The sequence below is a fragment of the Natrinema sp. 1APR25-10V2 genome, assembly GCF_031626495.1.
GTDB lineage: Archaea > Halobacteriota > Halobacteria > Halobacteriales > Natrialbaceae > Natrinema.
The window spans coordinates 91,837-116,692 of sequence record NZ_JAMQOJ010000010.1 but is presented as its reverse complement, the minus strand read 5'-3'; the positions used below and the strand labels follow the sequence as shown (position 1 = coordinate 116,692).

Below are 24,856 nucleotides of genomic sequence, written 5' to 3'. Positions count from 1 at the left end.
ATGTCAAACTGTGCGGTGTTCAATAAGTGGCTGTAGTTCCTGGGCGACCTCCGGCGGAACAACGATCCGCCGTGGCCCCTGGATGTACTGACCGTCTGGCTGGGCATAGCTGAGTTTCACTACAGCGACGCCCCTGAACAGTCGGATCGAAACGGCTTCGATTGCCTCGAGATCAATCACCTGTTCCGGTTCATATAGGTAAATCGACTGTTCTTCGAGGGCAAGTGCACCGACGGACTGCAGGAACGAAGCGAGGACGAGCGCGACGAGCGCGAACGGGAGCAACAGCGCGGCCAGGCCGGTAAAGGGGCCGGCACCGACGGCCAGTAGTTCGTTCTGCGAGACGTATCGACCAATGCCCATCAGCACACCAATAATTGTCCCCATCAGGACTACACCGACAGCAGCGTCCATCGCCCGGTCCAAACTTGTTTCAGCGGGTACGTCGACGGGGAGCCGCCGAGTAATCCGCTCGAGGTGCCGTCCAGTATGACTGGAGGCGAATAGGGCGAGAATAGTCGCGGCAAGCGCAATAATGAGGCCGATGACGATGGCCCGGCCGGCTCCGCCGGCGGCTTCACTGGCCATCCTATACAGTCGCCAACAAACGACGATGCTAATCGCGGCGAAGAAGGTGCCGACGCCGAATACCCACAGGAGTCGAACGGTCCGTGAGGTGCTGGCGTCCCATCGCCACTGGAGTGTCTCCTCGTTGACCGCAATTCCGTCCCCAGTGATGTTGACGGCATCCTTGTCCATAGTCGAACTCGTGATTCACCATGTAAAGACCGTTCGATGTTGCCTGGCTTAGATGAGAGGAGCGGCCGATACGATATAGTCTATTTTTACAGGCGCTGACACCTGAGTGGTGAATGTTAGGATACCTGCTATCATCGCGAGGCCGTGGTTCATCCCCGTAAAGCTGTATCTCCAACATACAGGGCGTCAACTATTCCGTCTTGAGAGCGGAGTCGATGGCTGACGGACAACTGATTATATACTGACCTCCATCGATGGCATCTCGAAGAACGCTGTTTCATAGCCATCGTGACGCGCGGTCTGTGGCGGCGCATCGACCATGATTTTTATCGTGTCTCCTGGCTTCAGATTTAGATTTTCCATGTTCGCACCATAGTGATGCCCAAGTTCCGGGTCGAGGGTTTCCTGAAGGATGTTGTCGAACACGGTTGTTCCATCTCGTGTCACCATAGCTGATAGCGACATCAACGGCAAAATGATGCGGTTATACGGTGTCCGTGGTGAGATAGCGAGGTAGGTTCCCTCTCCAAATCGGGATGCGTCATCGAGACGAGTCGTGATGAACGTCGCATCGCCGGACATCGTTTCACCAATCATTTGCCCTGGTAATTCCGACTTTGGTGGCGCTCTTCCAGCCGGCATATTTTCCATTGCTAGTTCGACACTCCCCCGTTCGCCAGCCTTCCCATCGACTTTTCGTATCTCTATATTATAATAAGTGTTTCTAGTATCGAATTGGAAATCAATCGTAGCCGTCGTAACATCACTGAATTGTCCCTCAAATGCACCCGTTCGACGAGTCTGCAGAGGGCCAACACGAAGGGTGGCAGTATACGTATCTTCACCGGGGAGACTAACGTTATCCCCGTAGTGGAATCCCATCGACGGTGAGTGCATCGGCCAAGGCGAAAGCTGCGTCACCATCCCGTCATCGTTACTAATCTCGAGTGCGATATTCATCGGTAGAACCGTTTTGGTCTCTGTATCCCAGACAGAGACCATCAGATGAAGGGAATCATCCTCACCCACGACGACCTTGTTCTTGTCCTGTCCAGTTACCGTCCAGAATCGATGTGGGAAAGAGTACATCAAAGTAACGGTAAGACCGTCGGCCGTAGATTTTCCGTACATATCCATCTCTTCGATGACCGCCGGATAATAGACTGCATTCGGGCGGTCTGATACGAGCGGTGGGTCCCGCCACGCGGACTCCTTCTCGAAACCGAGTGATCGTAAACAGCCACTAAGCAAAGTACCACCGGCTAAACCGATCCCCGACCGAATCATATCCCGTCGCTCCATGTTTACTACTATCGTTGCGGCATGAATACCCCTTCTGGTTCTCGTATAGAATCACTCACATCCGAATACGCAGTGTTCCCGTGAACGTTGGCTCCGAGGCCCAATACAACTCAGCCACGGTAATTTATTTTCCTGAATTGAGGCGCTAAGACCCCTTCCTCAGCGAGCGCCGAAGGCGCGAGCAGGGAGGGAATACGGAGCGACCTCACCGACCTGTATTCCCGAACGCTACAGAACGTCGTCGAACGGTTGTACAACAACCTCTCATGACTCAAAGACGCAAAGGATAATGGTCGTGCGGTTGGCCTGCTCAAGTTGAAAGCGCCGGACGAGTACCGATCGTTCACGTACCGACAGTCTGACTTCGAGCTCAAGAACACGAGTGGTCAGACCGTCCTACGGCTTTCAAAGATCGGAGAAATACCCGTTCACTTCCCCCGAGAGCTACCCGACGACGCCACGATCAAACAGGTAACGGTGAAAAAGGAACCAACGGTCGAGTGGGTCGCTGTTCTCGGTGTCGAAACGCCCGACGACCCGCCAGAGAAACCCGGGAACCCGAAGGACGTCGTCGGCATCGACGTGGGTATCCTAAAGTAGTCACACGATATCGACGGCCACGCAATCGGGTCGGTCGACCTCTCGGACGAATGCGATCGCCTCGAGCGTGAGCAACGAAAACTCTCGCGCAAAGAGCACGGCTCAAACAACTACGAGAAACAGCGCCGTCGCGTGGCCGAGTATCACGCCGACCTGAAGCGAAAGCGGCGAGACTTCTTCCACAAACTCTCGAACTACTACGCTCGAGAGTACGACCTTGTCGCAGTCGAAGATCTCGACGCGAAAGGGCTGGTCGAACTTGACGGAAACTCCTGGAACCGTGCCGGAGCGGCGCGGGGAACGCTCCTTCGGATGCTCGAGTACAAGTGTAAACGCGAAGGGACGCACTTTGTCGCTGTTGACCCGGCTGGAACGACCAAAGAGTGTGCGGCCTGTGGCGTTTCGACCGACAAACCACTGTGGGTCCGTGAACACTCCTGTCCCTCCTGCGGCCTCACTGCGGACAGGGATTGAAACGCGGACTGGAACATTCTTTCTCGCGGTATCAAGCAGGTAGGAGCGGGGACGCTCCGAATCAACGCTTGTGGAGACTGCGCTCCCTACGGGGACCCATTCGGTTCCTGCAAAGCGCGTCTTGGAAGTAGGAAGCCCCACCCTCAAGCGCGAGCCGTCAGGCGAGTGGTAGGGTGGGGTTGTTTACATCTCAAAAGCAATTAGACCGTGAGAGTCATCTCCGGCATCTCTATGAACGCCATCTCGTAGCCCTCGTGCCGAGCAATCTGTGGCGGAGCATCAACCGTAATTGTCAGTTCGTCACTCGACTGCACGTCCGACACGATTGCGCCATAATGGTAGTCTAGTTCAGGATCAATCGTTGCCTGAAGGATGCCATCAAAGATGGATGTGCCGTCCCTTTCTAACCTCCCCGAGAGAGACATGAGTGGAAGCATATACCGATTGTAGGGAGTCCGTGGCGATACTACCAAGTATGTCTCGCTATCCGTGCCACCAAACCGGGATGCATCATCAAGAGTCGTCACGATGAACGTCGCATCACCGCTCGTCGGTGCCCCGCGGATGATACCTGGAAGTGATTCCTTCTTCGGAACCTGTTTTGTGGGACCCATCTCCACATCCATCGGCGAAATTGCCCCTTTCGTGCCCTCTTTTTCCGAGGGAATATCCTCATATATAACCTCGTTGAGCTTCTCCTGGCTGAACTCGAATTCGAACGAGAACGTTGTTGGCTTGTTATCGACCTCTGCGAGGGCACCCGTCCGGTTCGTTGAGGGACTCCCCACGCGAACTTTTGCCTGATATGTACCATCGCCCGGAAGTTGTACATTGTCGCCAAAATGGAGGCTCATCGGTTGCGAGAGCATTGGCCATGGCGAGAGCTGGGTAACCTGCTCGCCATTTTGTGTGATTGTTATTTGAGGGTTCATATCGGGTGGCACGATCGTCGTGTTCCGATTCCAAACGACCGGCATCATGTACACCGAGTCATCAGATTGTATTTCGACCTTCTTCTTCTCTTGCCCGGTGACAAGCCAGAAGCGGTGGGGGAAGGAGTACGTGAGGGCGCATGTGAGGTCTCCCTGTTTGGCCATCCCGGACACCTGCATCCCCTCGACATGTGTAGGATAATAGACAGCGTTCGGACGATTCTCCGGAAGTGGTGGCTCATTGGCCGGAGTCGATCCCATCTCAAATAGTCCGGTACAGCCGGCGAACGAGCCAGCACCGAGGACGCCAGCCGTTGCGAGGAACCTTCGACGACGCATCAGCTCCCGCTGTCCGCTGGACGGGCGATAGGAAGTGCACGGTGTCGGCGTGGCGGGACCAGGTAGTTTCCTCGGCGGTTTACCTCGATGTACTGGAGAATTCCATTGTTGTTGTGTTGGCCAACCGCCGACTGTTTAGCAAGATCAGTTCCGTTCATTGCCTCTCGCGTGTCGACGAAGTCACTGATAGTCTGCTGGAGTGCAATGAAATGCAGGCCTGCCTCCCCGCCGTCAGTTGAGTTGAAGTCGCGGCGGATGATGAGCGGGCTGTCATCCTCACGGACGCTCACTATCTTCTGGGAGTGTCCGACGACGCCTTTGGTCCGAGCAGCTTCTCGGGCGTCTGGGCACTCGTCCATCCCCGAATCGGTCCCAAGATTCGCGCCCGTGCCGTCAACGGCGTCGTTCTTGGCGTGGAATGGACAGAACATCTTGGAGACACGTTGGTCTCGACTATCTTGCTCGTACCACTGGTTCAGGTTTAGCGAGAGATTCGAAAGGTGCTGCGTCGTCCCGTCAGCAAATGGACCTTCCTGAATCGTCACCTGGTTCTCGCTCGCTTGGTTCCCCTTGAAGCCAGACTTGAAGCCCATATATAGCGGCGCGTCATCGGAGACGGGCTTGGAATCGGGGATGCCGTTTACATCTTGATTCTTTGTGGGAAGTCCCGCCCCGACGAACCCGGTCCGGCGGTCGGCAACCTCGAAGATGTCAGTCAGCGGCGTCGAGGGCTGGTCGACGTCGTTCAGGGTTTTTTTGTTTCCACGGAGTGCTTCTTCGGCACCGAGCACGACCTGTGCGTAGTCGCTGGCCAAATGGGCGACCACGTCCGGCGTGTCGAATTTGGGGTCCTCAAACGGGGCGAGTGCTTCGGGGTCCGGCAGGTCGACGGTCTCGGGAAGTTCCTGGTCGAACCGGTCGAAGTAGGTAGGAGAGTAACTGACCGTGACCAGCAGGCCGTTGTTGCTCCGCTGGTAGGCATGTTCGAGACCCTGTAATGCCTCTTCCATGGCACTACGGTCCGATTCCGTCGGGACTCCCTCCTTCGTGTAGTCAAGGAAGAGTAAAACGCGGTGCCGAGGTGCAAGCGGATTCCCTGCATCGTCCGTCTCAAGTTCATCGTTCCAAGCATGCTGTCGCTGAGGGAACGACGATAGGTCAGCTGGGCCGGTCGGGACATTTATATCTTCGCGTTCAAGACAGGCACTAAAGGCCGCCATTCCACCGATAGCGACGGCTGATTTTAAGAAGTCCCTACGGGGAATGCCCCTCTTGCCAGTCATGGGCGGTCGTTGGAGTCTCCGCAGGATAGTGCTTTTGGTGCAGTTTTCGAAAGTCCGATAATGCAGAGACCCGTACCTTATCACGTCATAATCCTCGTCTAGATAGAAACTCACTATCAACCATATGAATACCATCTAATGTTTGGCACTATTCAGAGCAGCATGGCGTCAATCACGGTGAACCCTATGTGACGCCATAGAACCGACGAGTGAGAGATCCACACAAGAACGTACCCCCATCTTGCAAGCGGTGACGCCGTCACCAGTGCCGGAGCAAAGGGTATCAATCTACTTGTACCAGCACCGATGATCCATGCCATGAAGAGGCTGGTGAGTGCGGTCACCAGAAGCGTCAATATAGCAGTGGAACTTATCCACAAGTGGGTCACTAATGATCCTTCGTAGGAAGGATCCGTCTCGTTCGTGCCTAGAACATCTTGGTTGGTACTACGGAAATAGGCCATGCTGTTGTAGGCACTATAAATATTGCAGTTAAAGATGTCCGTATCTCTGCCGGGGTTTGACGGGGATCACCGCCACCACCGTCTCTGCCATCATAATCTACCCCGGCCCCGCCGCTGTCGAAGGTTAGCTATAGTAGAATCTGGAAGTCTTTGTAGTGCTACCTGATGAAGATTGGCGTGTCTCGTTGTTTCTCGAAGACCTGACGAGAGGTATGAGTAGACATTTCTGGCGATTACTATAGCAGGTCTGAATTAAACTGTTAGATCAGATGTTAAGAAGTTTGTGGCAATAGCTAGAAGACTGATTCTGATATAAGACAATTGCCGCACATCACCGCTTTCAGCGTGAGAACGATCTTCCTTTTAATCACGGTGACCACCATCAGAGGTGATATTTGGGTATACAGCCTGCTTCTAGGCTATGAGCGATCCTTGCGGTGGAGATCCATCTGCGGGAGATCTCCCTGTCCGTTGTGTCTGATGGGCCACGACTGGAGCTCAGCGTTCCGGAAACTTGGTACACGGCCGGACGGTGACGAACACCATTCTCAGAGGAGAGTTAATGCTGATTGATTACCGAGTTTACGTTAGGTTAAAATTGTGGAATAGAATGGTCGCATGGGTACTCCATCACGAAAAGACTGATCTTCCTGGACTGGCCCTGATCTGCAACTACTATTCAGATATACTTGGGCACGTTGAGCAATACGACGAACTCGTTCACTGACAATTCTCAGTTTTAATATCGGGAGATGCTCGACCGTCAAAGGACTTCACTCGCTGGTTTCGTTACTCTGGTTACCGCCAGTTTCGTTGCCACCGCTGCCACCACCTTGGATCTGGAGGTCCCCTTCCATTTGGGGGTGTGGTTCACAGCGGTATCTGACCATCTCACTGCTAGCCGTGAAATCGAAGAATAGTCCGTCACCGGGGTCTGAGACCGGTTCACCCGTCGTGAGGTCATCGATGACTTCGTCGTTACTGTTCCGAATCTGCATGTTGTGGGCGGCACCATCGCCTTCCGACCAGCCGATCGTATAATCCTCACCCTCCTGAAGGATAAGCGTCGGATTCTGCTCGCCCTCGATTGAGGATGGGGCAAGACCTTCCCAGTAACTCGTTTGACCGCTAAAATCAAGTTGCGTTCCGGGTTCAATTTCGTAACCGTCGCTGCCACCGCCACCATTACCACCGCCATTACCACCGCCATTACCGCCGCCACCACAACCGGCGACGAGCGCCGTCGATGTCGCGACACCTGCTAACTTGAACAGCCGCCGTCGGGAAACCTTCTGATCTTGTGTCATCAATTCTACTTTGTAGTCAAGAAGGATAATAGAACACCCGTCTCTTGCAGAGAAGTCAAGTCCAGATAAGAGTACAGATGCGGTGTCGCGAAGATACTAAATGGCCAATACGGGGTGGAGGACCCTGAACCTCTTTGAAGGACGGAAGGGCTAGAAACAGGTGATCAATGGCAAGTTCAAGGTCGACCCTAGCCCCGGTTGCACAAAAGTCGACGATGTTATGACCAAGCGTACGTTGCGGAGACGTACGCCCAGTCTTCCGTTGAAGGTGTCATCGAACTGGCTGAGCAAGAGGATCTCGATAGATGCCACATCGAGATCATTGATATAGGCTCCTTGACCCGGAGATGGGAAACGTCTACTATGAGCCAGAACGGATCAACCGTGATGACTTTCAGTACTCTCCATCATGTCACCGTTGAGAGGATAAGGCGATCACTGACCGGCTCGAGGGCGGGAAGATGCTCATCGGTCCAGTCGGCGTTGGAGTGTGCCGCCGCGAATGTGACGCAAACGGCATCGATCGGCGAGTGGTCCACAACCCATTCGACCGTGGCAGGGCAGAGAATAAACTTGTGGCCGTGGGCGTCATGGCCTTCCACCCTAGTTGGTCGCTTGTCTCATCGATCGCAACCGGATGATTATCCTCGTTCATGTGGCAATCTCGACCTCAAGCGGCGCCATTAATTCGAACTGGCTCTCGAACGTGGCAGTTCGTTTGAGCGTGACTAATTACTTCCCATCCTAATCAATTTCGCTTGAAGAACTACTCAGGAGGCCTATTTGAAAACTATCCCCCACTGAACAATGGAGATTTACTTCATTAGAGAGGGCTACGGAACGAGTTATACGAGACCCAGTAGTGTTCGCCGCTGCTCGGCTTAATCTTCGAAAGAAGAAAGCTCCGAGACACGGAACCTATCCAGCAACTGGCACTGTCTAGTTCTGCACCTCCTCGATCGGCGTCTTTCCGTCGAGAGCTTGATGCGGTCTCTGGCGGTTGTAGTAGTGCATGAATTGTTCAAACCATTCGCGTGCGCTCGACCGACTGCCCACCCACGAGTTGTGGAAGCGGTCGATCCGCATTTTGAGGGTGTGAAACCACTTTTCGATGAGGTTTCGCTCGGTGTAGTTGACCCGACCGCTCAATCCTAACCGAGCAAGGGCAGTCCGGTACCCGAACTGATCAACGAGAAATACGGTGTCGGAGAGATCGTATTTCTCGTCGAGTCGATGCAGAAACGCAGCTGCCGGATCGGTGCCATGCCGACCAAACAACGCGACATCGAGAATCAGCTTCGTCTCGGTGTCTATTGCAGCATATAGCCAAGACCACTCGCCGTTGATTTTGACAGCGGTCTCGTCAACCGCGACCCTTGACGGCTTCGCCGTCGGCGGGTCGCACCCGCTGTCAGCCAGCCGATGTACCCAATTCCAGACCGCTCCATGTGAGCGTTCAACGCCTAATTCAGCTAAAATCGTTGTTGTCTCTCGAAGAGAACAACCTGTTTCGTGGAGACGGACGGCGAACGCCCTGACGGGCGTCGCCGTCCGCTCATTCTCCCAAGATTCTTCTAAATCCGCCGCATAGCTCTTACTGAGCAGGTCTGCGAGCATCTTTGGACAAGAAACTCAACGACCTGCTCACTTCTCAAACTGACTCAACTAGACAGTGCCCAGCAACTCAATGACTCTTAACCTGTAGCTCAGCTACTCGCGGTCGCCCTTCTAGGTGACGGTGCGACCCCAGGTAGTCGCCTTCCCCCAGAGGCCGGACCACATGCACTCCAGTTCGAAGATCTGGGAATTATCTACGAACAGGTTAATCTCGGGCCCGAAGTTCTTGATGTACTACTCGAACATCTTTGGTCCCGGCGCCTCAAACACGAGGTTCTCGATCCCAAGTTCATTCGCGATCTGGTAGGCGACGTCGGTTCGCCACCCGGTGACCTCCTCGGTGATACCTTCGGCTTCGACCATCAGGAGGTCGCGCCCGCCTCTAGGTGGCGACGGCCCTCCTCGATGGCCTGCTCAGAATCCTGCTAGCCCTGCTCCTCGAGGATCAGATCGGTAGCGCCGCCAGCCCCGAACTGAACGTTGATCTCCGGCTTCGGGTCGATTCGCAGTCCTCGGCGACAATCTCCGTCATCCGCACCATGTCGTCGGTTCCGATAGCGAGGAATCCACTCGATAGCTCGACGATGTCGAACCCGAGCCGTTCGGCCTCCTCTAGCATCAGCGCAAACGACCCGCCACTGAACTTGTAGATGTCCACGTACTGCCCCATCGTCTCCAGGATGTCCTGTAGCTCGCATGGCCCCATCAGGTCGTAGTACGGACCCCGGATCTCCGAGATTCCTTTCTCTCATGGCTTCTCCTCGCGTTCGTTGTGGTGCAAGAACTCGAAGGTGCGATCGACCATAATGCGGTAGTAGATTTGGTCTCCGTGTCCTTAAGTGGGGCAATGGCCAGCTCAATCGGATCTTGAGGGCCGTCACCTCCCAAAGACCTAGCGACGCGAACAGTCTGACAAGTCCTGTTCAACGAGTCGTGCAACGCCCTACGCAAGCAGGTTGACAAGGTAGTCGACGGTATGCGACTCAAAATCCCTGATCGTTACGACGACATCGTCACGGCGGTCCTCGTCGAATCTGGTGCCCGCCGTGTTGTACATTGCGGCGCCGACCGGTGACGCGGTCTAGCCGTGCCCCCACAGCGTACAGTCGGTACCTGGGTTTGCACGCTGGACCGTCCGGTGGACGATGTCCACCGGTTCGTGGCCGAGCGCGTCGATCCCGATGCCGGCTGAATCGAGCACCCGCATTTTTAGTTCCTCTCGCGTGTCCGCCGAGAACCCGTCGATAGTCACGTCCTGAACGAACTTGGCCAGTTCCTCAGTCGTTGTCATGCGTGGAGGTACGGCCGCGTGGGGGAAGTTCTCTTTGCCCGGAGCATATCCTGACACTGGGTAGTGGCTGGCAAACGAAGTTCGTGACGTCTCATTCTCTCTTACTTGGGACATCCGTCTAAAGCGACCTATAGATCGCATCAGATTGGTGGATATCCGAGAGGCCAGCAATTCATGGCAAGGTGTGACCATCATCCGCTGAATCTTCCACTGGTTCTTCTGCCCTCGGAAGGACGGTATCTAAAGAGGAATAACGCTATCCCAGATAGACCGAAATAAGTGTGAAGAGGGCGAAGCCACCAACGAGGGCGACGGCAGCCAGTCGTGCTTCATCTCCCTTGTGGGACTCCGGAATGATTTCCTCAACGGCCACCGACAGCAGGATTCCAGCCGTAAACGCGAGGAGGCCGAGTTTGAGAATCTCCGGTCGTCCACGGACGAGCCAGTAGCCGACCGTGACGCCGAGGAAGATCGGGAGTGCAAACGACAGGGACAACAATACTCGGGTTCGACGCGGGATTCCTTTCGCTTTGAAGGTGGCAATCGTCGCGAACCCCTCCGGGACGTCGGCGGGAACCTGCCCGAGTGCGAGCAGGAGTCCGAGGCTGAGACTGATCGTCGAGCCGGCACCGATCATCACACCATCACTGAAGAGGTCAACGGCGACGCCAGCGTAGATTCCCCACGCACCGGCATTGGCTTCTCCACCTGTCCGGCTGGCTATCAGATCTGTGACTCGGTCGAGACCGATTGAGAAGACGCCCCCAGCTAGGAACACAATTAGGACGAGCCATGGCGGGTCTGCTTCGATGGCCGTCGGAATGAGTTCAATGCCGACGACTGCGAGAACGATTCCGGCTGCGAGGTGTAGTGCGAGGCTGAGGGCCTTTTCTGAAATTTCAAACCGCTCGGCGACGAGGCCGCCGAAGGTATTCCCGAGGGCGGGCAGCGAACTCAAGAGCAGTGCCGTCAGATAGGTTGTGGCCACGGTAGCAATCTCCTCGATATTCGGCGGGTGGCTGGAAAACCGTTATGCCACTGGTGATTACATTCCGGAGTCAGTGTCGCACGCAATTTTCACCTCTTCTGGGTGAACCTGGCGTTTGTCGCGCTGATGCAGCACTGTATGCGGCCCTCATTTACTGGCGATCACGTGAACATGGCTTCAAGCGCTGGCAAGTACTCCCGTTAGACGGCAGTTATCTCGTGTATCCTGGTGTAATGGTCTTCAGGGCAGTGTCTAGTTAGGCCAGTTTGAGAAGCGAGAAGGTCGTAGTGCGCGTTTGGCCATGTGGCCCGTAGATCCGCTCAGCGAGTGCTATTCGGCGGAATAAGATGATTATTGGGAGCGCGAGCGGACGGCGATTGCGTCAGAGTGTTCGTCGTCCGTCTTCACGCGATCGGTTGTTCGCTTCGAGAAACACAAGCAATTCTTCGCTTGATCGGCGTGAAATGCACTCATTAGACAATCTGGCACTGGGTACATCGGCTGACAGCGTCTCAGACCCGCCGACGTTCACAAGAGCGCTGCTCTCGTGCAGCTCATCAAAAACAACGGATTCTGAGTACGGCAAAGCCATCGCGGGTCACCATTGATGAGACTGCTGTCAAGAGTAACGGCGACTGGCCTTAGGTGTACGCCGCAATAGCCCTAAGAAGACCACTTCTTTACAGAGAACAGGCGAGAATTCCCCTTCCTCAGAGGGCGAGTGGGCTGGGACAGTTCACTTGCCATCATAGACTCTCGTGTATTGCAGAATCAAACGATCCTTAACATCAGTCTCTGTCTCAACAGAAAAGACATCGCCACGTTCCACATCATACTCTCGAGTAATAGCCGCTGGAATAGAGATGTCCATCGTTGCTGTCCCTTCTCGACCACGCACCTTCACCGTCTTCTTCGCCATTGACTTAAAATGAGAAGGATGTACAGATACAGCTTTTCAGACATATTTCGTAAAATGTACATAAGTAATTGTATGATTGACCTGTCCGCAATTCTTAACACGGTCGCTGGTTTACCCCGAATTGAAGCGGTGCTCGGCAAACTCGAATACATATGCAAACAATGAATACACGTCAAATCGATGCAAGCGATTGTCCAAGCCAAGTAGTCATCAACGCTATAGCCGCATACAGCAACACACCGGTCTTAGCTCTTGAACCATTATACAAGACTATTAACCCGAAAGCCCTTGACAAACTCGTCAAAAATAGGTTTGATACTTGTGTTGTTTTAAATATCAAGACTATTCTGTGATCGTCGATTCAGAGCGGGTCTGCGTCGAAGAATGATCTTTACGTCCAGAATGTACTATAGCAAGGGTCTGAGCTTCGTTATGAGCTAAAAGTATTGGTTTGATATCAGTCCAGTAGAAAATACGTTGTACCATGACCGGGTCCACGGAGACGATTGAGATTGAGAACGTGGTTGCGTCGACGGGGATCGACCAGGAACTCAATCTCGAACAGTTAGGAGAGGATCTAGATAGTGTGAAATACGATCCCGAGCAATTCCCTGGACTTGTGTATCGGACTCAAGATCCGAACGCCGCTGCCCTCATTTTCCGGTCGGGGAAAATTGTCTCTACCGGGGCCAATAGTGAAGAAGCTGTTCACGAGTCGCTGACCATCGTTTTCGCTGCACTGCGAGAGCTCGGAATCGCAGTCACGGAATCGGTTACGATTGAGATTCAAAACATCGTCGGCAGTGTTGACTTCGGACATCAGCTTAACCTCAACGCAATCGCAATCGGGCTTGGCCTCGAAAGCGTCGAGTACGAACCAGAACAATTCCCTGGTCAGGTGTATCGACTCGAGGAACCGTCGGCTGTTGCGTTGCTCTTCGGGAGTGGAAAAGCCGTGATCACTGGAGCAAAAAGAATCGAGGATATCATACAGACAACGGAGGCTGTTGAAGCGCGACTCACGGATCTCGGCTTGCTCGGGTAACAATAAATAGTAGCATAGTTTATCTAGAAGAACTTCTGAAACTCGCGGTCAGTACAGGTGAAGTATTGAGTATGGGTCAGTGGCCTGCACGGCGCATTTTCCAGAGGTCATCATAATTGATGACTTTAACATCGTCGGTATCATTAATGTGCTGAAGTAGTTTCTCATACTCACTTTCGTCAATTGTATTAGTAATTCCGAACTCATGGAAGTTCAAGATCGTACACTGTCGGTGTTCGGCAGCAAGGTCGATACATCGTGTTGCGATATCGAGATTACTGCCGATTGTTCGCGGCAACGCTAGCGGATCAAATCCGTGGACACCAGTGAGGTTGACGTTACCAGACTGGTTGAACCCGCCCGCATAATAGTAGTTAGACGCGATATCATGGACAGTCTTGTCGAAGCTGTTGTGGGGATAGACAAGGAAATGACCACCCTCGAGTTCATTTTGAACAGCCCAGTTCTTATCTCGCCGTAGCGCGTTCTCAAGATCATTCTCCTCCATCTCCGCGAGCCGCGTATGAGTCCCGTGAGCGACGATCTGATCGCCGGCCTCTTGCCGCTCCTTGAGTTGTGCGGTTGTCATGACCCCCTCACGCTGATTACGCGTCCATTGTCGGACGGCCGCTTGAACGGCATTTACATCGTACTCATCATGCAGCGGACTTGCTCGCTCATAGAAGTCAGGAGTGCCGTCGTCCCAGCTGAGAATGACGTATCCATTGTCGGGTTTCTTGTGAGTACGTAGATCGTCAACCCATACCTCTGCATCACCAGTATTGTAAATGATAATCTGGATTTCCTCAACAACTTCCCGTTCAAGAGGCACCGAACTTTGCTCGAAGACGCCAGGACAGGTCCGGAACCAGTCGACATCGGAGTCTCCGTAAGTAACAGATCGAAGTTGATGGTGAGCGTAACCGCCGTAGATATCAACGAGTCGGATATCGATAGCAATATTCGACGGCGTTGAGGTACGCACGGCCATCGAGACATCGAGGTCACTCATATCAGTCTCCTCAATCTGGCGTGAGAGGGTGATATTCTGGCTATTTTGGGCGGAGAGTCGGATGCTTTGAGAGCCGTCAAAGGTAATGTTTTGATCGGCTTCACCGGATCCCCGAATGACCTCCCATGGCTCGAGGTTCTCGAAGTCATCAAGTTGCTTGCCGGGTTGTTTGAACTTTTCGCGGCTGTTGTACTCCGTCTCGACCGTGAGTTCTGGCGATTCGATCTCGTCTATGTCGTTACCGGAATTAGATTCATTTCCGTTCGGCGAACTGTCGCCTCCGTTGCCGTCGACATTCGAAATCGCAGAGTTCACCCGGTCCATGCAGCCAGCCATCGCGGCAAATGCAGTTACGCTAGATGCTGCAAGAAACTGGCGACGAGTATTCTGTTGGTTCGTCATCGGTGATACCCATTTTATAGACTAAGGATTGTGAATATACGTGTGTTAAATGGAATCTGCCGTATAAGCTTAAGGATGCATATATAGCCTATACCGCTGCAGATCCGAATATTACCACCTCTATAAACATTCTCAGATTGAGCATTTTAGGACTTGTTTCCGAAGGGCTCTCAACACCTACTAGTAAAATATAGAACCTAAAATATGATAATATGATGTATAATATTTCATAAACTAGTAATTTTTCAAGTCTTGATTACTGGCGTATTTTTTGAGACTCCTAAAGGGTGGAGCCCTTCTCGGATTCGACTCGGGAAGCAGTACTCAAAAATGACTATGAGCAGCGCTACCCTGGAATCTTCGATGATTCAAAGGCCCGGTACAACAAGATGTATAACATGATCGAAAACGGATTGACGACCTTGTTGACGAGGTCGATAAAGCGGTCTCGAGTGGCCAATTTAAAGAGTGCTCGAGGTCCAAAGCCACTTCCATAACTACCCCGCATCGAAATACACTCTTCCTCAAACTCCAGTATCCCGAGGCGACAAAGGTTACCGGCTACAACACGTGGCGAAACGACTTCGACCGATAGGACGAGACAATCACTATCAACGCCGAAGAAATGACGACCAAGAATAGTCGGATATAGAGTCCGTCGCCACTATCTCGCGAGAGCCACAAAATGACAAGTATATTTATTTATCCGTATTATGTGAGCACGTCTACTGATTAGATGATTCGATCCTGAAAATACTGCAGATAAACACTTCTGTGACACTGCGCTTTCGTGAAGTGAACCAACGACCATTTGATCCGTTGGTTCTACAGGTGAGATATGGATCGACGGACATATCTCGGCACAGCCGGAATCACGGGACTCACTAGTATTGCTGGTTGCCTTGGAGGAACGTTTGGCAGCGATAACGGGAACGGAAACGGAAGCGAAAACGGAAGCGGAGGCAGAGGCAACTCCGATACCGTCCTTAAGCCGCCAGAGAGGGACCTGAGCGAGGCATCACATCCGAGTTACGGCGACGAACTGCCTGCGCTCAGTCTTCCTGATCCCTTGGCTGGCGAAACGATCTCAACCGAGCAGTTCGAGGGCGAACGGGCCGTGTTGATGACGTTCGTCTATACAAACTGCCCTGACGGGGTGTGTCCGGCGCTGACACTACGATTGCGCCGTACTCAGGAAGTCGCTGCCGAAGAGGGCTTCAGCGACGATGTCGCACTCCTTGAGATGACATTCGACCCTGAGCGTGACACCGAATCAAAACTGCGGACGTTTGCCAATGAGCAGGGTGTCGATGCCGAGGCCGAAAACTGGCACTTCCTCAGACCGGAGACCTACGACAGTGCAAAGAAGATTATGACCGAGGATATTGGCCTTCCCCTCAAGAAGACTGATGCCGAAGAGTACGACGACCTTGAGTACGTATTTCCTCACTTCGCCCTGATCTTGCTAGCCAATGAGCGTGGAATCGTCGAACGAGCGTATCCGAAGGGCAGCTCCATCGACCCGTCGACGGTCGTTGGTGATGTCGAAACAGTGGTGTCAGAGTAGATGCGCCGGCGTGACGTCCTCGCTGGGATCGGCAGTCTGGGCGTCATCAGCGGTGCGGGAGCGGTGGCAATCTACGGCCTGCCATCGGTCAACGACGAATCCGACGATGAACGCGAGCCGGTCGATCCCCTCACAGTCGAGACAATCGAGGCACCTGGTAGCGAGGCCGGCAAGGTTCGTGTACCGGCAACCAACCAACCGACGTTCGTCGACTTCTTCGCGACATGGTGTGACCCTTGTTCGGAGCAAATGCCCGCGCTCATTGAGGCCCATGATCGGCTTGGTGACGACGTGCTGTTCATATCAGTCACAAACGAGGCGGTCGGGCGCTCGGTGACGAAAGCGGAGGTCGTCGACTGGTGGAAAAACCACAACGGAAACTGGACGCTCGGGATCGATCCGACCGCAGAACTGAGCGCCCAGTACTCCATCACCGGCATCCCCTATGCCGTCGCAATTGACGCCTCCGGGCGCGTACAGTGGTCGGCAAGTGGGAGAAAATCCCCAAGCGAGTTCGTTGACGGCATTGAACGAGCACTCAAGAGCGACGGGGCCGAGGGAGAATAACGATGGTCGACGCGACGCTTACTACCTCAGTCGTGTTCGCGCTGTCGACTGGTATCGCGACGTTTTTCTCCCCGTGTGCGTATCCGCTACTGCCTGGTTATGTCGGCTATTACGTGAGCCAGACCGACGGCGAGCGGGCATCTCTCAGTGGTGCGCTAAGCCGTGGCTTGCTCGCTGGGCTTGGCGTCCTCGTTACCTTTACGGCCCTGCTTGGAGCGACCTTCTGGGTGGGTCAGTCAACGCTGTCGTCAGTCAAGTGGTTCGAAGGCATAGCCGGGCTCCTCCTGATCGGGTTCGGCATATTGATTCTCATCGATCGTGCCCCGTCGCTTTCAGTCCCACTCCCGAAGCGGCGCTCAAGTGTACTCGGTTTTGCCATCTTTGGTGGCGGCTATGCGCTTGCCTCGGCCGGCTGTGTCGCGCCGCTGTTCATCAGCATCGTCACCCGCGCGCTCTCGCTGTCAACGACTGATGCGGTGATCCTCCTCGGGATCTACGTTAGCAGCGTCGTCGTCCTGATGGTCTCGTTGACCGTCGTGACAGGGATGGGCCTCGTCGCCAGCGCCGGTCGATTCGCTGCCTACTCTGGGCTGCTCAAGCGGATTGCGGGTGCAGTGATGATTATCGCTGGCCTTGGCCAGCTATATCTCGCCATTGTCGTCTTCGACCTGGTCTCATTGCCCCCGTTCTAAAATTTCGTTTAATAAGTGGCGGCGCAATCTGTGTATCGTTTTTCGTGTCGTGTTGAGATGGAGATCAAAGATCGCATTCACGTTAGTCCCACGAGTAGCGTGATCTTCAACTGCTATATCATCAATTTAGGCTCAACAGTCACAGAAATGTTCAAAAGTGAAACTTTTTGCTCAGGAGATGTCGAGTTTCACATACTTATTCCCTGTTAATTTTGAAAGGGTGAAGGTTAGTTGTTGGCCCGCTTCGGTATACGGCGTAGAGTACAATAATAGCGATCAGAAAGTCGAAGCTGTGTTCAACAAGATGGTGGACGGTCATCGGTACCAGTCCAAAAACAGTACCGAGCCCAACTATAGAGCGGGCAACGAGCATTCCAAGCGCAACTGTAATCAAGAGATAGCGGGCCGTTCGTCGCCTCAGATATGATATAAGGCCTACACCGAATAGAAGGATTGTCCCGATAACAGCGAGGATGATTATCGCGATGAGAACTGGCGCTAGCTGTGGATCTAGCCATCCACTACTGAGTGAACTTAAAGCGAGCATACAGATGTGATCCGTATTTGGTTAGAAGGCTATCTATGTACTTCGGTGTAAAGCCTTCAGGAAAAATTTGTTATATAACAATAGGATACTATCTATATATAAATAGTGAATATAAAAGCATTCTCTTTATCTAGCCTTCCTGCCTCTTTAGAATGGTCGAAAGTCGTTATGATAGTTTATATATATATATAATACAATCTATTCTGTTTGACATTCCTGCGTAGAAGAATGCAAGAACAGACGAATAAACATGTTCCGGTGTGGGGCTCAAATTACACGTCAATTGAGTTTCTCAAATTAGCTATTTGGAACTGATAATCCTTGGTAAATTGGATTATTCCTAAACAGTGGGAATCCCCCCTATACTCATATTTGGTCTAATGCTACTTGCTAGACAGCCACTGCCAGGATACAACCAGATAACTATAATCATCTCAAATAATGTATAATATACACACCACGGTTAGATCTCATGAGACATCAGACCAAACAGAATCAACTGAGTCAAGTATAGTATGTCCAGAATGTGATGGACAGATTACCAGCGATGTTGAACATGGTGAGACAACGTGTAGTGAATGCGGGCTTGTCGTTGATGAGAATATGATTGATCGTGGCCCTGAGTGGCGAGCGTTTGGCGATAGAGAGCGTGTAGAGCGTAGTCGAGTTGGGGCACCGACAACCGAACTTAGACACGATAATGGTCTCAGTACGATGATTGGTTGGCGCGACAAAGATACGCACGGAAATCACCTCTCTTCGGAAAAACGAAAACAGATTCAACGTCTTCGAACCTGGGATAAGCGGTTCGCTACGAAGAATGCACAGGAGCGTAATCTCAAGCATGCCTTTGGTGAGATTGATCGAATGGCATCAGCACTTGGGATTCCAAAATCCTGTCGAGAAACTGCTGGTGTTATCTATCGGCGAGCCGTTGAACACGAATTATTACCAGGCCGATCGATTGAAGGAATGTCAACAGCTAGCTTGTATGCCGCTGCTCGCCAACATGGAACGCCACGTACACTGGTTGAGTTCGAGACAGTGAGCCGCGTCAAAAAGGTACGTATACAGCGGGCATATCGTTATCTGTCCCAAGAGCTCGGCTTACAACTTGAACCAGCCGATCCACTCCAGTATGTTTCGCAGTTTGCTTCGGCACTTGATGTGAGTGGGGAAGCTGAACAACTTACACGGGAATTAGTTGAGACGGCGAAAGCAGAAGCCATACACAGCGGACAGAGTCCAGCAAGTATCGCCGCTGCAGCGCTTTATGCAGCTGCTCGACTATCGAATGAGCAGATTACACAAGATGAAGTGAGCGATGCCGCCCATGTGAGTTGTGTCACAATTCGAAATCATTATACAGAAATACTTGACGTATTCGCTGAGCAGGATTGACAATGGATAACGATGATCGCTGGCGTACTGATTTTTGCAACAGGTGGAGTCACGTGGATCGGTCCCCGAGAGCGGCCGGTTGTCGTGAAGGCCGCGACGCTTGCAGAGATCTTCCACCTTCCGGTGCAGGTCCACCTCAGCGGGCTCACAGTAACGTAAGCGCCACAGCCGATTATCGTGTCAGTATATCTCGGTATCCCACTTCTCATCCTACTCAGCCTTACAGCTCCGACCTTGATGGCCTGATACAGTGTGAACTCTATTCACACTATCTGTCCTGTGAAGGAGGCCGTCGACAATCGACGGCAGGCTGCTGTACGGAAACAGAAGTATTCCGCTATGCTCTCTTCCGCGACATTCGCAAGTGGATCTGCCCCATAGCGTCACTGTTAGCACGTGAGAACTAGATGAAACCAGATGACCATCATTGAGGACACTCCACTTCCCGCCGGACAAGCAGCCGTCGCTTGTGAACAACAGAGACTACGCGCGGAGGTCGCTGCGTTTCAGGAATTTGCCGAGCGGCTCTCTGATATTGAGCCTCATTGGTCTCAACGGCAAATCTCTACTAGTGGCACACTCGGTAGCTTATCTACGAGCCGACCAATGAATGCCGACCAGCCGTCGGCATTCAATACAGTCTATACGGTGTACCACGAGACTGTGCTTGACGTTGATCACTGGCAAACTACGTATGCTGAAGACACGGTCGAAGAAAGCCTTGCGAACGTGTTCCCATCCGATTTTGCAGACGCACTCACGAATCCGTCTGGGACAACATTTTCACCAATGCTTCGTAATCGTCTCATTGCTGAAGCTACACAGGTTGCGACCACTCGTAGTGAAATTCTTGGTCTGATCGATACAGACTACTGTGGCGTCCATCTCCGATCGCTTTTTTGAGTTCGTCGTGGAATTCTTCTTGATCTGATTCACCGGCTTCGGCGGCTGAACGGCGTGATTTTTGATAGCTCAATCCTGCTTCTTTCAACAACCGCCGACAACTCGGATAGGAGTACTCGACGCCATAGGTCTCCTGATAAAAATTCCTAGACGAGCGCCGGTGTCCACGCCGGCGCGTCGATCCCGACTTCCTCAGGAGGTTGGTGAACGGTTTGTTTGAACTCTTCTTGCTGTGGTTCTGAGAGTTTTCTTTTTCTTCCGGATCGATGGGCATCAGAGACAGTTTGCTCAAGCGGTTCGTCCGTATCGAGTCGAATGAGCCAGCTGTAGACCGTTCTTCGACCGGTGTCGTGCCACTCCGCAAGTTCGGTCTGCGTCACCCCGTTCTTGTATGCAATCGCCGCTAACAACCGTTGTGTCGGCTCGTTTCCCTCAACCTTGTCAAGGGCATCTTGGAGATCTTCGACGGAAATTTTGTCGAGATGGTCTATTGCGTACAAGTAACAAGCTATCGGCGGAAAATTCTAACGGTTACTATAGCGGGCACGAACGAAAGCCGACTTATTAGCCGCGATGCGAACGGGACGTGGACCGACGCGGGACAAGTGCCAGATGGGATTCGATCGCTCGCAGAGTAGACCAAAAACGACTGTCTTCACCTACCGTTGCCGAATCTGCATTGGGAGGCCGTTCTTTGTCTGTGTGGTAATCTCCGGTTCGATCGTGATTGTTGGATCTCCACTAGCCCACTCGAGGGTCCACTGTTGGCCGATCGTCGCTAACACGAGCATCGCCTCAAGACGAGCAAACTCCCGACCGATACACGTCCGGCGACCACCACCGAATGGGATGAACGCATGGTCAGCGAGTTCCTTTTCAAATTTTTCTGTCCACCGGTCGGGCTGGAATGAGAGTGGATCGTCGTAGAACCGCTCATCACGATGAGCCGAGATAATGGACAGATGAACTTCCTCGTCGGCCGGGATCTGGTAGCCATCGACCTGGACATCTCGAGTCGTCTCCCGGGGGATCGTATGGATAGGGGGATACAGTCGGAGGGTCTCAGTGACGATTCGGTTTGTGAGATTGAGGTTTGTAATGTCTTCCGGTGTCGGTGGTTCATCCCCCAGAACAGCATCGAGTTCGTCGTGGAACGCTTGCCGGATATCAGGATTCATCGCCAGCGAGTACCAAGCAAATCCGAGCGCCGCGGCGGTGGTCTCGTAGCCAGCAAAGATCATTGTGAGCATCTGGTCTTCGACTTCCTCCGTTCTCAGACGGTCTTGGCCACTTGCCTCGCGTGCCTCGTGGAGCTTCGATAAGAGCGTCTCTTGCTGGAGGTCGTTCGACTGTGAACTGTCCGCTTGTCCCGAGTTTGCACTGTACTCCGCAAGCAGTTGTCGAACTTCCGTTCGGAGACGCTCTACTGAGTTGCCGAACTCCCGTCGTGATGGTGTTGGAATCCAGTTCGGTAAGAGCCATGACGTCGGCGCGAACCATTTGTTGAGTCCTTCCGATGCTGCACGGAGATCGTTGCCTTCCCCCGGAGGTAATTCGCGGCCAAAGAGTGTTGCAAAGAGAATCTCTATTGTGAGATCTTGCATCTCCGATTCTATATTTCGAGTTTCGCCTGGTTTCCACGTAGCGAGTCGCCGTTGCGTAGCGTCGACCATATACTCGCCATACCCCCTGATTCGATCCCGATGAAATAATGGCTGGAGGATTCCTCGCTGGCGACTCCATTGCTCTCCCTCTGTCGATAGCAATCCATTGCCAAACACCCGCCGAAAGTCCGCGGTCTTTCCGAATGCGTCGATGTCAGTCACTAGCGCTTGTTTGAAATACTCCGGATGGGCTAAGACGTAAACGTCGACGCTAGGAAGTTCCATCCGATAGAGGTCTCCACACTCGTTCGTCGCGCGGTCAACGAACTCAAACGGACTTCGAGCAAAATCGAGCGTATGACCGATCACTGGATGCCCTGAGGGCGTGGGAGGGAGACGAGCGTTTGGATTCATAGTAATTCATCCATACAGAACATAAATAAATCCACTGTAGATCCATGCTCAATTGGTAGTTATTTATGTGGTGTGGATTCCATATTGAGCTTGGTTATATCGAGAACCAATAAAATTGAATAACTATTAGATTAAAGAGACAGATTGGAAACTCAATATGGGGGATACAACTGTGACTGGAAATATACGCCGAGCAAAGAACCTCCTTACAGGCGAAAAACTCGTTGTCCGGAACGTTATCAATGAGACAGTCGACTCGGCGCGTCTGGAAGTTTTACGAGCTATGGGAGATTTCTCGAGCCCCGTGGCACAGACTGATATTGCCCAACAGGCTGATATCTCCCGACAGGCCGCCTCTAATCATCTTGCGGTTCTCCGAGATCGTGGATTCATCAAGAATCAGAACACGGGGATTGAGCTAACCGCTGGTGGTCTCTTACTCCTGGATGTTATCGAGAACTGTCTTCAGACGGTCTCGGTTGAGGGGCTATCGTTTCTGACTCGCTCTGTCCATCCAATTGGCGTATTAAGAGCACTTGAGGGACAATCATACCGTCCGAGTAAGCTAGAATCAGCAGTAAGCAGTTCCCCGTCACGTCCCACAATTGGGCGTATCCTCAAGGTCTTCGAAGAGTATGGATGGAGCCAAGATGGCGGGGGACAACAGCAGATCACATCTGCTGGAACACGAGCCCTGAATGCCTATGTTGATTTAGCGACGGCAGTTAAGCAACTCATAGAGAAAGCGCCATGGCTACAGCGCCTCCCGAGAGAAGATGCGACCTTTCCAATTTCAGAACTGGCTGACGCTGAGTTAATCATTTCTGACCCCACTCACCCCTCCTCAGTACTTTGGGCAGCTCTCAAGCTCTATGACCGACGAACAAGTCGCTTTCGAGGGTTCTGCTCTATCTTTAATCCAGTTCTGTTCCACGCCTACCGAGGGTTACTTGAACTTGGCATTGAATGCGAGGCTATCCTTGATTTGCCAACCTATGTTGAAGCCGCCGAAAACCCTCAAACCCAGTATGTGGTCCACAGCTCGACGTATAACAACTACCAGCCCCTGGTCCTCGATCGTGCGCATACGCTCGGTATCGGAATCTACGATACTCGCAAGGTCGCTATTGGAGCGTACAATGAATCCGGTAGTGGAAAGCACATTGCGATGATTGTCAGTTCTAACAAACGACTCGTCGAATGGGGAATTAACTTGTACGAGTCCTATCGCGCGCAAGCTCGACCTGCCTCCGAACTGGAACCAGAGTCGGTATAGAATTCATCAAACGCCCGTCTATCGAGATTATTTCCGGGTTACAGATAGATTCATCTGAGGATTAAATAACAGTACGGGTTACATACATATTGACGGTGTAAACGCCAGTGAAAATATAATCGTTCTCCTCGAAATTTCGCTTGGTGAGAACCAGTGGAAAAACAGTCAATGGAGATAATTCAGGACCGACTCGCTCGAGAAGCACCTTCACTCATCTCCACCTGGCTCATTGATGGTAGCGATGAACTCCTTCGGTTCAGCGTTCGAGTCACGCGATTACTGATTCATCGAGACTCTGATAGAAACGGTGACTCTGTGATCAGTACCCCGCACGATGAGGACCTTCTCTCGAGTTTCCTCAGTCAGCGACCGGTCTGTGAGTAAGAAAATGGTGAAACGAACCACCACTACGACTATCTCGGTTATGCCCGCCGACGCCTTGTTCCTCAGTTGGGCGACCGGTATCAACGCATCGGGGCTATTCCGCGAGGCACTCGCCGAACAGATGGCGTACCGTGACATCGAGCGGGACAGGCTCGTTGCACTTCTCGAGGAAGCGCTCCGCGACGACGATCGTGACCTCGACGACCTGATCGAACAGACCTCGTGCTTCGAGGACCTCGAAAACCTTCTCGACACACCAAGCGTCAACTCAGTTTCCCATGAGTAACCGTTCATCCTCCACGGCAACTGAATCGTCTAGTGAACACCCTGCTACCAACGAAAAGTCCCCGACATCTCGTCAAACGAGACCGCGAGTGCAGTTGCTTTTCACCTCTGTTCCACCACAGCTTGTCTCACTCGCAATTGGACTCCTCTTGTTAATTGTTGCAGTCGGTCCAGCGACCGCTCAAAGCGATGTCGGAGACGTTTACTGCGGCACCGGTGTCGAGACTGGTATCGGTATTGTTTTCGGCGCTGTTGCTGGTCTCGGGCTCCCTGCAACTGGTCTCTATGTTGGCCGAGCTGGCCTCTCGTACATGCGTGCTGGTGGAAATCCTGAAAAGAAGAACCAAGCCAAAGAGAAGCTCGTAATGTCGGGTATCGGATTCGGCATCATCGTCCTTGCCCTCATTTCACCGGAACTTATCGACAAAGTCGGTAGTCAGATGGGATTCGGCTTCTCTGACTGTGTGAAACCGTTCTAACAC

At 52.7% G+C, this 24,856-nt stretch carries 21 protein-coding genes and 4 pseudogenes; 11 read left to right on the top strand and 14 right to left on the bottom strand.

Going from position 1 to position 24,856, the window contains the following annotated elements; all coding sequences use genetic code 11:
• Positions 1-3: 3 nt before the first annotated feature.
• Both NDO75_RS25890 and NDO75_RS25885 read right to left on the bottom strand, forming a co-directional pair.
• A complete protein-coding gene (locus NDO75_RS25890) occupies positions 4-759 on the bottom strand; it encodes a hypothetical protein (RefSeq protein WP_310909437.1) in 756 nt (251 codons plus the stop codon).
• A 234-nt stretch (positions 760-993) separates the two neighbouring features.
• A complete protein-coding gene (locus tag NDO75_RS25885; RefSeq protein WP_310909436.1) occupies positions 994-2,061 on the bottom strand; it encodes an iron transporter in 1,068 nt (355 codons plus the stop codon).
• Between the two features lie 126 nt (positions 2,062-2,187).
• Here NDO75_RS25885 and NDO75_RS25880 point away from each other — a divergent pair.
• Positions 2,188-3,307 (top strand): annotated as a pseudogene (locus tag NDO75_RS25880) (transposase).
• Between the two features lie 28 nt (positions 3,308-3,335).
• Here NDO75_RS25880 and NDO75_RS25875 read toward each other — a convergent pair.
• From NDO75_RS25875 to NDO75_RS25840, 7 genes and pseudogenes are all read right to left on the bottom strand, one after another.
• Positions 3,336-4,328, bottom strand: coding sequence for an iron transporter (locus tag NDO75_RS25875; RefSeq protein ID WP_310909435.1), 993 nt, complete (start codon positions 4,326-4,328; stop codon positions 3,336-3,338).
• 77 nt (positions 4,329-4,405) lie between these two features.
• The gene (locus tag NDO75_RS25870; RefSeq protein ID WP_310909434.1) at positions 4,406-5,689 is read right to left on the bottom strand and encodes a Dyp-type peroxidase domain-containing protein; all 1,284 of its coding nucleotides are present in this window, start codon (positions 5,687-5,689) and stop codon (positions 4,406-4,408) included.
• A 1,237-nt stretch (positions 5,690-6,926) separates the two neighbouring features.
• Complete coding sequence (locus NDO75_RS25865) at positions 6,927-7,460, bottom strand: hypothetical protein (RefSeq protein WP_310909433.1); 534 nt, start codon at positions 7,458-7,460, stop codon at positions 6,927-6,929.
• 939 nt (positions 7,461-8,399) lie between these two features.
• Positions 8,400-9,077: an IS6 family transposase gene (locus NDO75_RS25860; protein WP_310909432.1), complete on the bottom strand. Its 678-nt coding sequence runs from the start codon at positions 9,075-9,077 to the stop codon at positions 8,400-8,402.
• A gap of 111 nt (positions 9,078-9,188) precedes the next feature.
• Positions 9,189-9,882 (bottom strand): annotated as a pseudogene (locus tag NDO75_RS27855) (phosphosulfolactate synthase).
• A gap of 276 nt (positions 9,883-10,158) precedes the next feature.
• Positions 10,159-10,368 carry an MmgE/PrpD family protein gene (locus tag NDO75_RS25845; protein ID WP_310909430.1) on the bottom strand — a complete coding sequence of 70 codons (210 nt, stop codon included), beginning with the start codon at positions 10,366-10,368 and terminating at the stop codon, positions 10,159-10,161.
• Positions 10,369-10,624: 256 nt separating this feature from the next.
• A complete protein-coding gene (locus NDO75_RS25840) occupies positions 10,625-11,356 on the bottom strand; it encodes a ZIP family metal transporter (protein WP_310909429.1) in 732 nt (243 codons plus the stop codon).
• A gap of 376 nt (positions 11,357-11,732) precedes the next feature.
• On the opposite strand from NDO75_RS25840, the pseudogene NDO75_RS25835 reads away from it, so the two are divergent.
• Positions 11,733-11,998: pseudogene (locus NDO75_RS25835) on the top strand (hypothetical protein); the annotation flags it as partial.
• A 94-nt stretch (positions 11,999-12,092) separates the two neighbouring features.
• Here NDO75_RS25835 and NDO75_RS25830 read toward each other — a convergent pair.
• Positions 12,093-12,275: a hypothetical protein gene (locus tag NDO75_RS25830; protein ID WP_310909428.1), complete on the bottom strand. Its 183-nt coding sequence runs from the start codon at positions 12,273-12,275 to the stop codon at positions 12,093-12,095.
• 152 nt (positions 12,276-12,427) lie between these two features.
• Between NDO75_RS25830 and NDO75_RS27850 the strand changes: the two genes are divergently transcribed.
• Entirely contained in the window at positions 12,428-12,628 is a 201-nt protein-coding gene (locus NDO75_RS27850) for a HalOD1 output domain-containing protein (RefSeq protein WP_345784929.1), read from the top strand.
• Positions 12,629-12,759: 131 nt separating this feature from the next.
• Positions 12,760-13,320 carry a TATA-box-binding protein gene (locus NDO75_RS25825; RefSeq protein WP_310909427.1) on the top strand — a complete coding sequence of 187 codons (561 nt, stop codon included), beginning with the start codon at positions 12,760-12,762 and terminating at the stop codon, positions 13,318-13,320.
• Positions 13,321-13,396: 76 nt separating this feature from the next.
• Here the strand turns inward: NDO75_RS25825 and NDO75_RS25820 are convergent, their stop codons facing one another.
• A complete protein-coding gene (locus NDO75_RS25820; RefSeq protein ID WP_310909426.1) occupies positions 13,397-14,734 on the bottom strand; it encodes a polysaccharide deacetylase family protein in 1,338 nt (445 codons plus the stop codon).
• Positions 14,735-15,572: 838 nt separating this feature from the next.
• Between NDO75_RS25820 and NDO75_RS25815 the strand changes: the two genes are divergently transcribed.
• From NDO75_RS25815 to NDO75_RS25805, 3 genes are read left to right on the top strand one after another with little or no spacing between them, the layout of a single operon-like run.
• Complete coding sequence (locus NDO75_RS25815) at positions 15,573-16,301, top strand: SCO family protein (protein ID WP_310909425.1); 729 nt, start codon at positions 15,573-15,575, stop codon at positions 16,299-16,301.
• Positions 16,302-16,868 carry a TlpA disulfide reductase family protein gene (locus NDO75_RS25810; protein ID WP_310909424.1) on the top strand — a complete coding sequence of 189 codons (567 nt, stop codon included), beginning with the start codon at positions 16,302-16,304 and terminating at the stop codon, positions 16,866-16,868.
• A gap of 2 nt (positions 16,869-16,870) precedes the next feature.
• On the top strand, positions 16,871-17,560 hold the full coding sequence (locus NDO75_RS25805; protein WP_310909423.1) for a cytochrome c biogenesis protein CcdA: 690 nt from the start codon (positions 16,871-16,873) through the stop codon (positions 17,558-17,560).
• 196 nt (positions 17,561-17,756) lie between these two features.
• Here the strand turns inward: NDO75_RS25805 and NDO75_RS25800 are convergent, their stop codons facing one another.
• Positions 17,757-18,107: a hypothetical protein gene (locus tag NDO75_RS25800; RefSeq protein WP_277525201.1), complete on the bottom strand. Its 351-nt coding sequence runs from the start codon at positions 18,105-18,107 to the stop codon at positions 17,757-17,759.
• A gap of 441 nt (positions 18,108-18,548) precedes the next feature.
• On the opposite strand from NDO75_RS25800, the gene NDO75_RS25795 reads away from it, so the two are divergent.
• Positions 18,549-19,508 carry a TFIIB-type zinc ribbon-containing protein gene (locus tag NDO75_RS25795; protein ID WP_277525202.1) on the top strand — a complete coding sequence of 320 codons (960 nt, stop codon included), beginning with the start codon at positions 18,549-18,551 and terminating at the stop codon, positions 19,506-19,508.
• An 849-nt stretch (positions 19,509-20,357) separates the two neighbouring features.
• Here the strand turns inward: NDO75_RS25795 and NDO75_RS25790 are convergent.
• A pseudogene (locus NDO75_RS25790) lies at positions 20,358-20,902 on the bottom strand (IS630 family transposase); the annotation flags it as partial.
• Positions 20,903-21,070: 168 nt separating this feature from the next.
• The gene (locus NDO75_RS25785) at positions 21,071-22,429 is read right to left on the bottom strand and encodes a cytochrome P450 (protein WP_277525204.1); all 1,359 of its coding nucleotides are present in this window, start codon (positions 22,427-22,429) and stop codon (positions 21,071-21,073) included.
• A 157-nt stretch (positions 22,430-22,586) separates the two neighbouring features.
• Here NDO75_RS25785 and NDO75_RS25780 point away from each other — a divergent pair, with 157 nt between their 5' ends.
• From NDO75_RS25780 to NDO75_RS25770, 3 genes are all read left to right on the top strand, one after another.
• Complete coding sequence (locus NDO75_RS25780) at positions 22,587-23,705, top strand: ArsR family transcriptional regulator (RefSeq protein WP_277525206.1); 1,119 nt, start codon at positions 22,587-22,589, stop codon at positions 23,703-23,705.
• A gap of 424 nt (positions 23,706-24,129) precedes the next feature.
• Entirely contained in the window at positions 24,130-24,375 is a 246-nt protein-coding gene (locus NDO75_RS25775) for a hypothetical protein (protein WP_277525208.1), read from the top strand.
• Between the two features lie 88 nt (positions 24,376-24,463).
• Positions 24,464-24,853 carry a pilin gene (locus NDO75_RS25770; RefSeq protein ID WP_277525210.1) on the top strand — a complete coding sequence of 130 codons (390 nt, stop codon included), beginning with the start codon at positions 24,464-24,466 and terminating at the stop codon, positions 24,851-24,853.
• Positions 24,854-24,856: the final 3 nt, after the last annotated feature.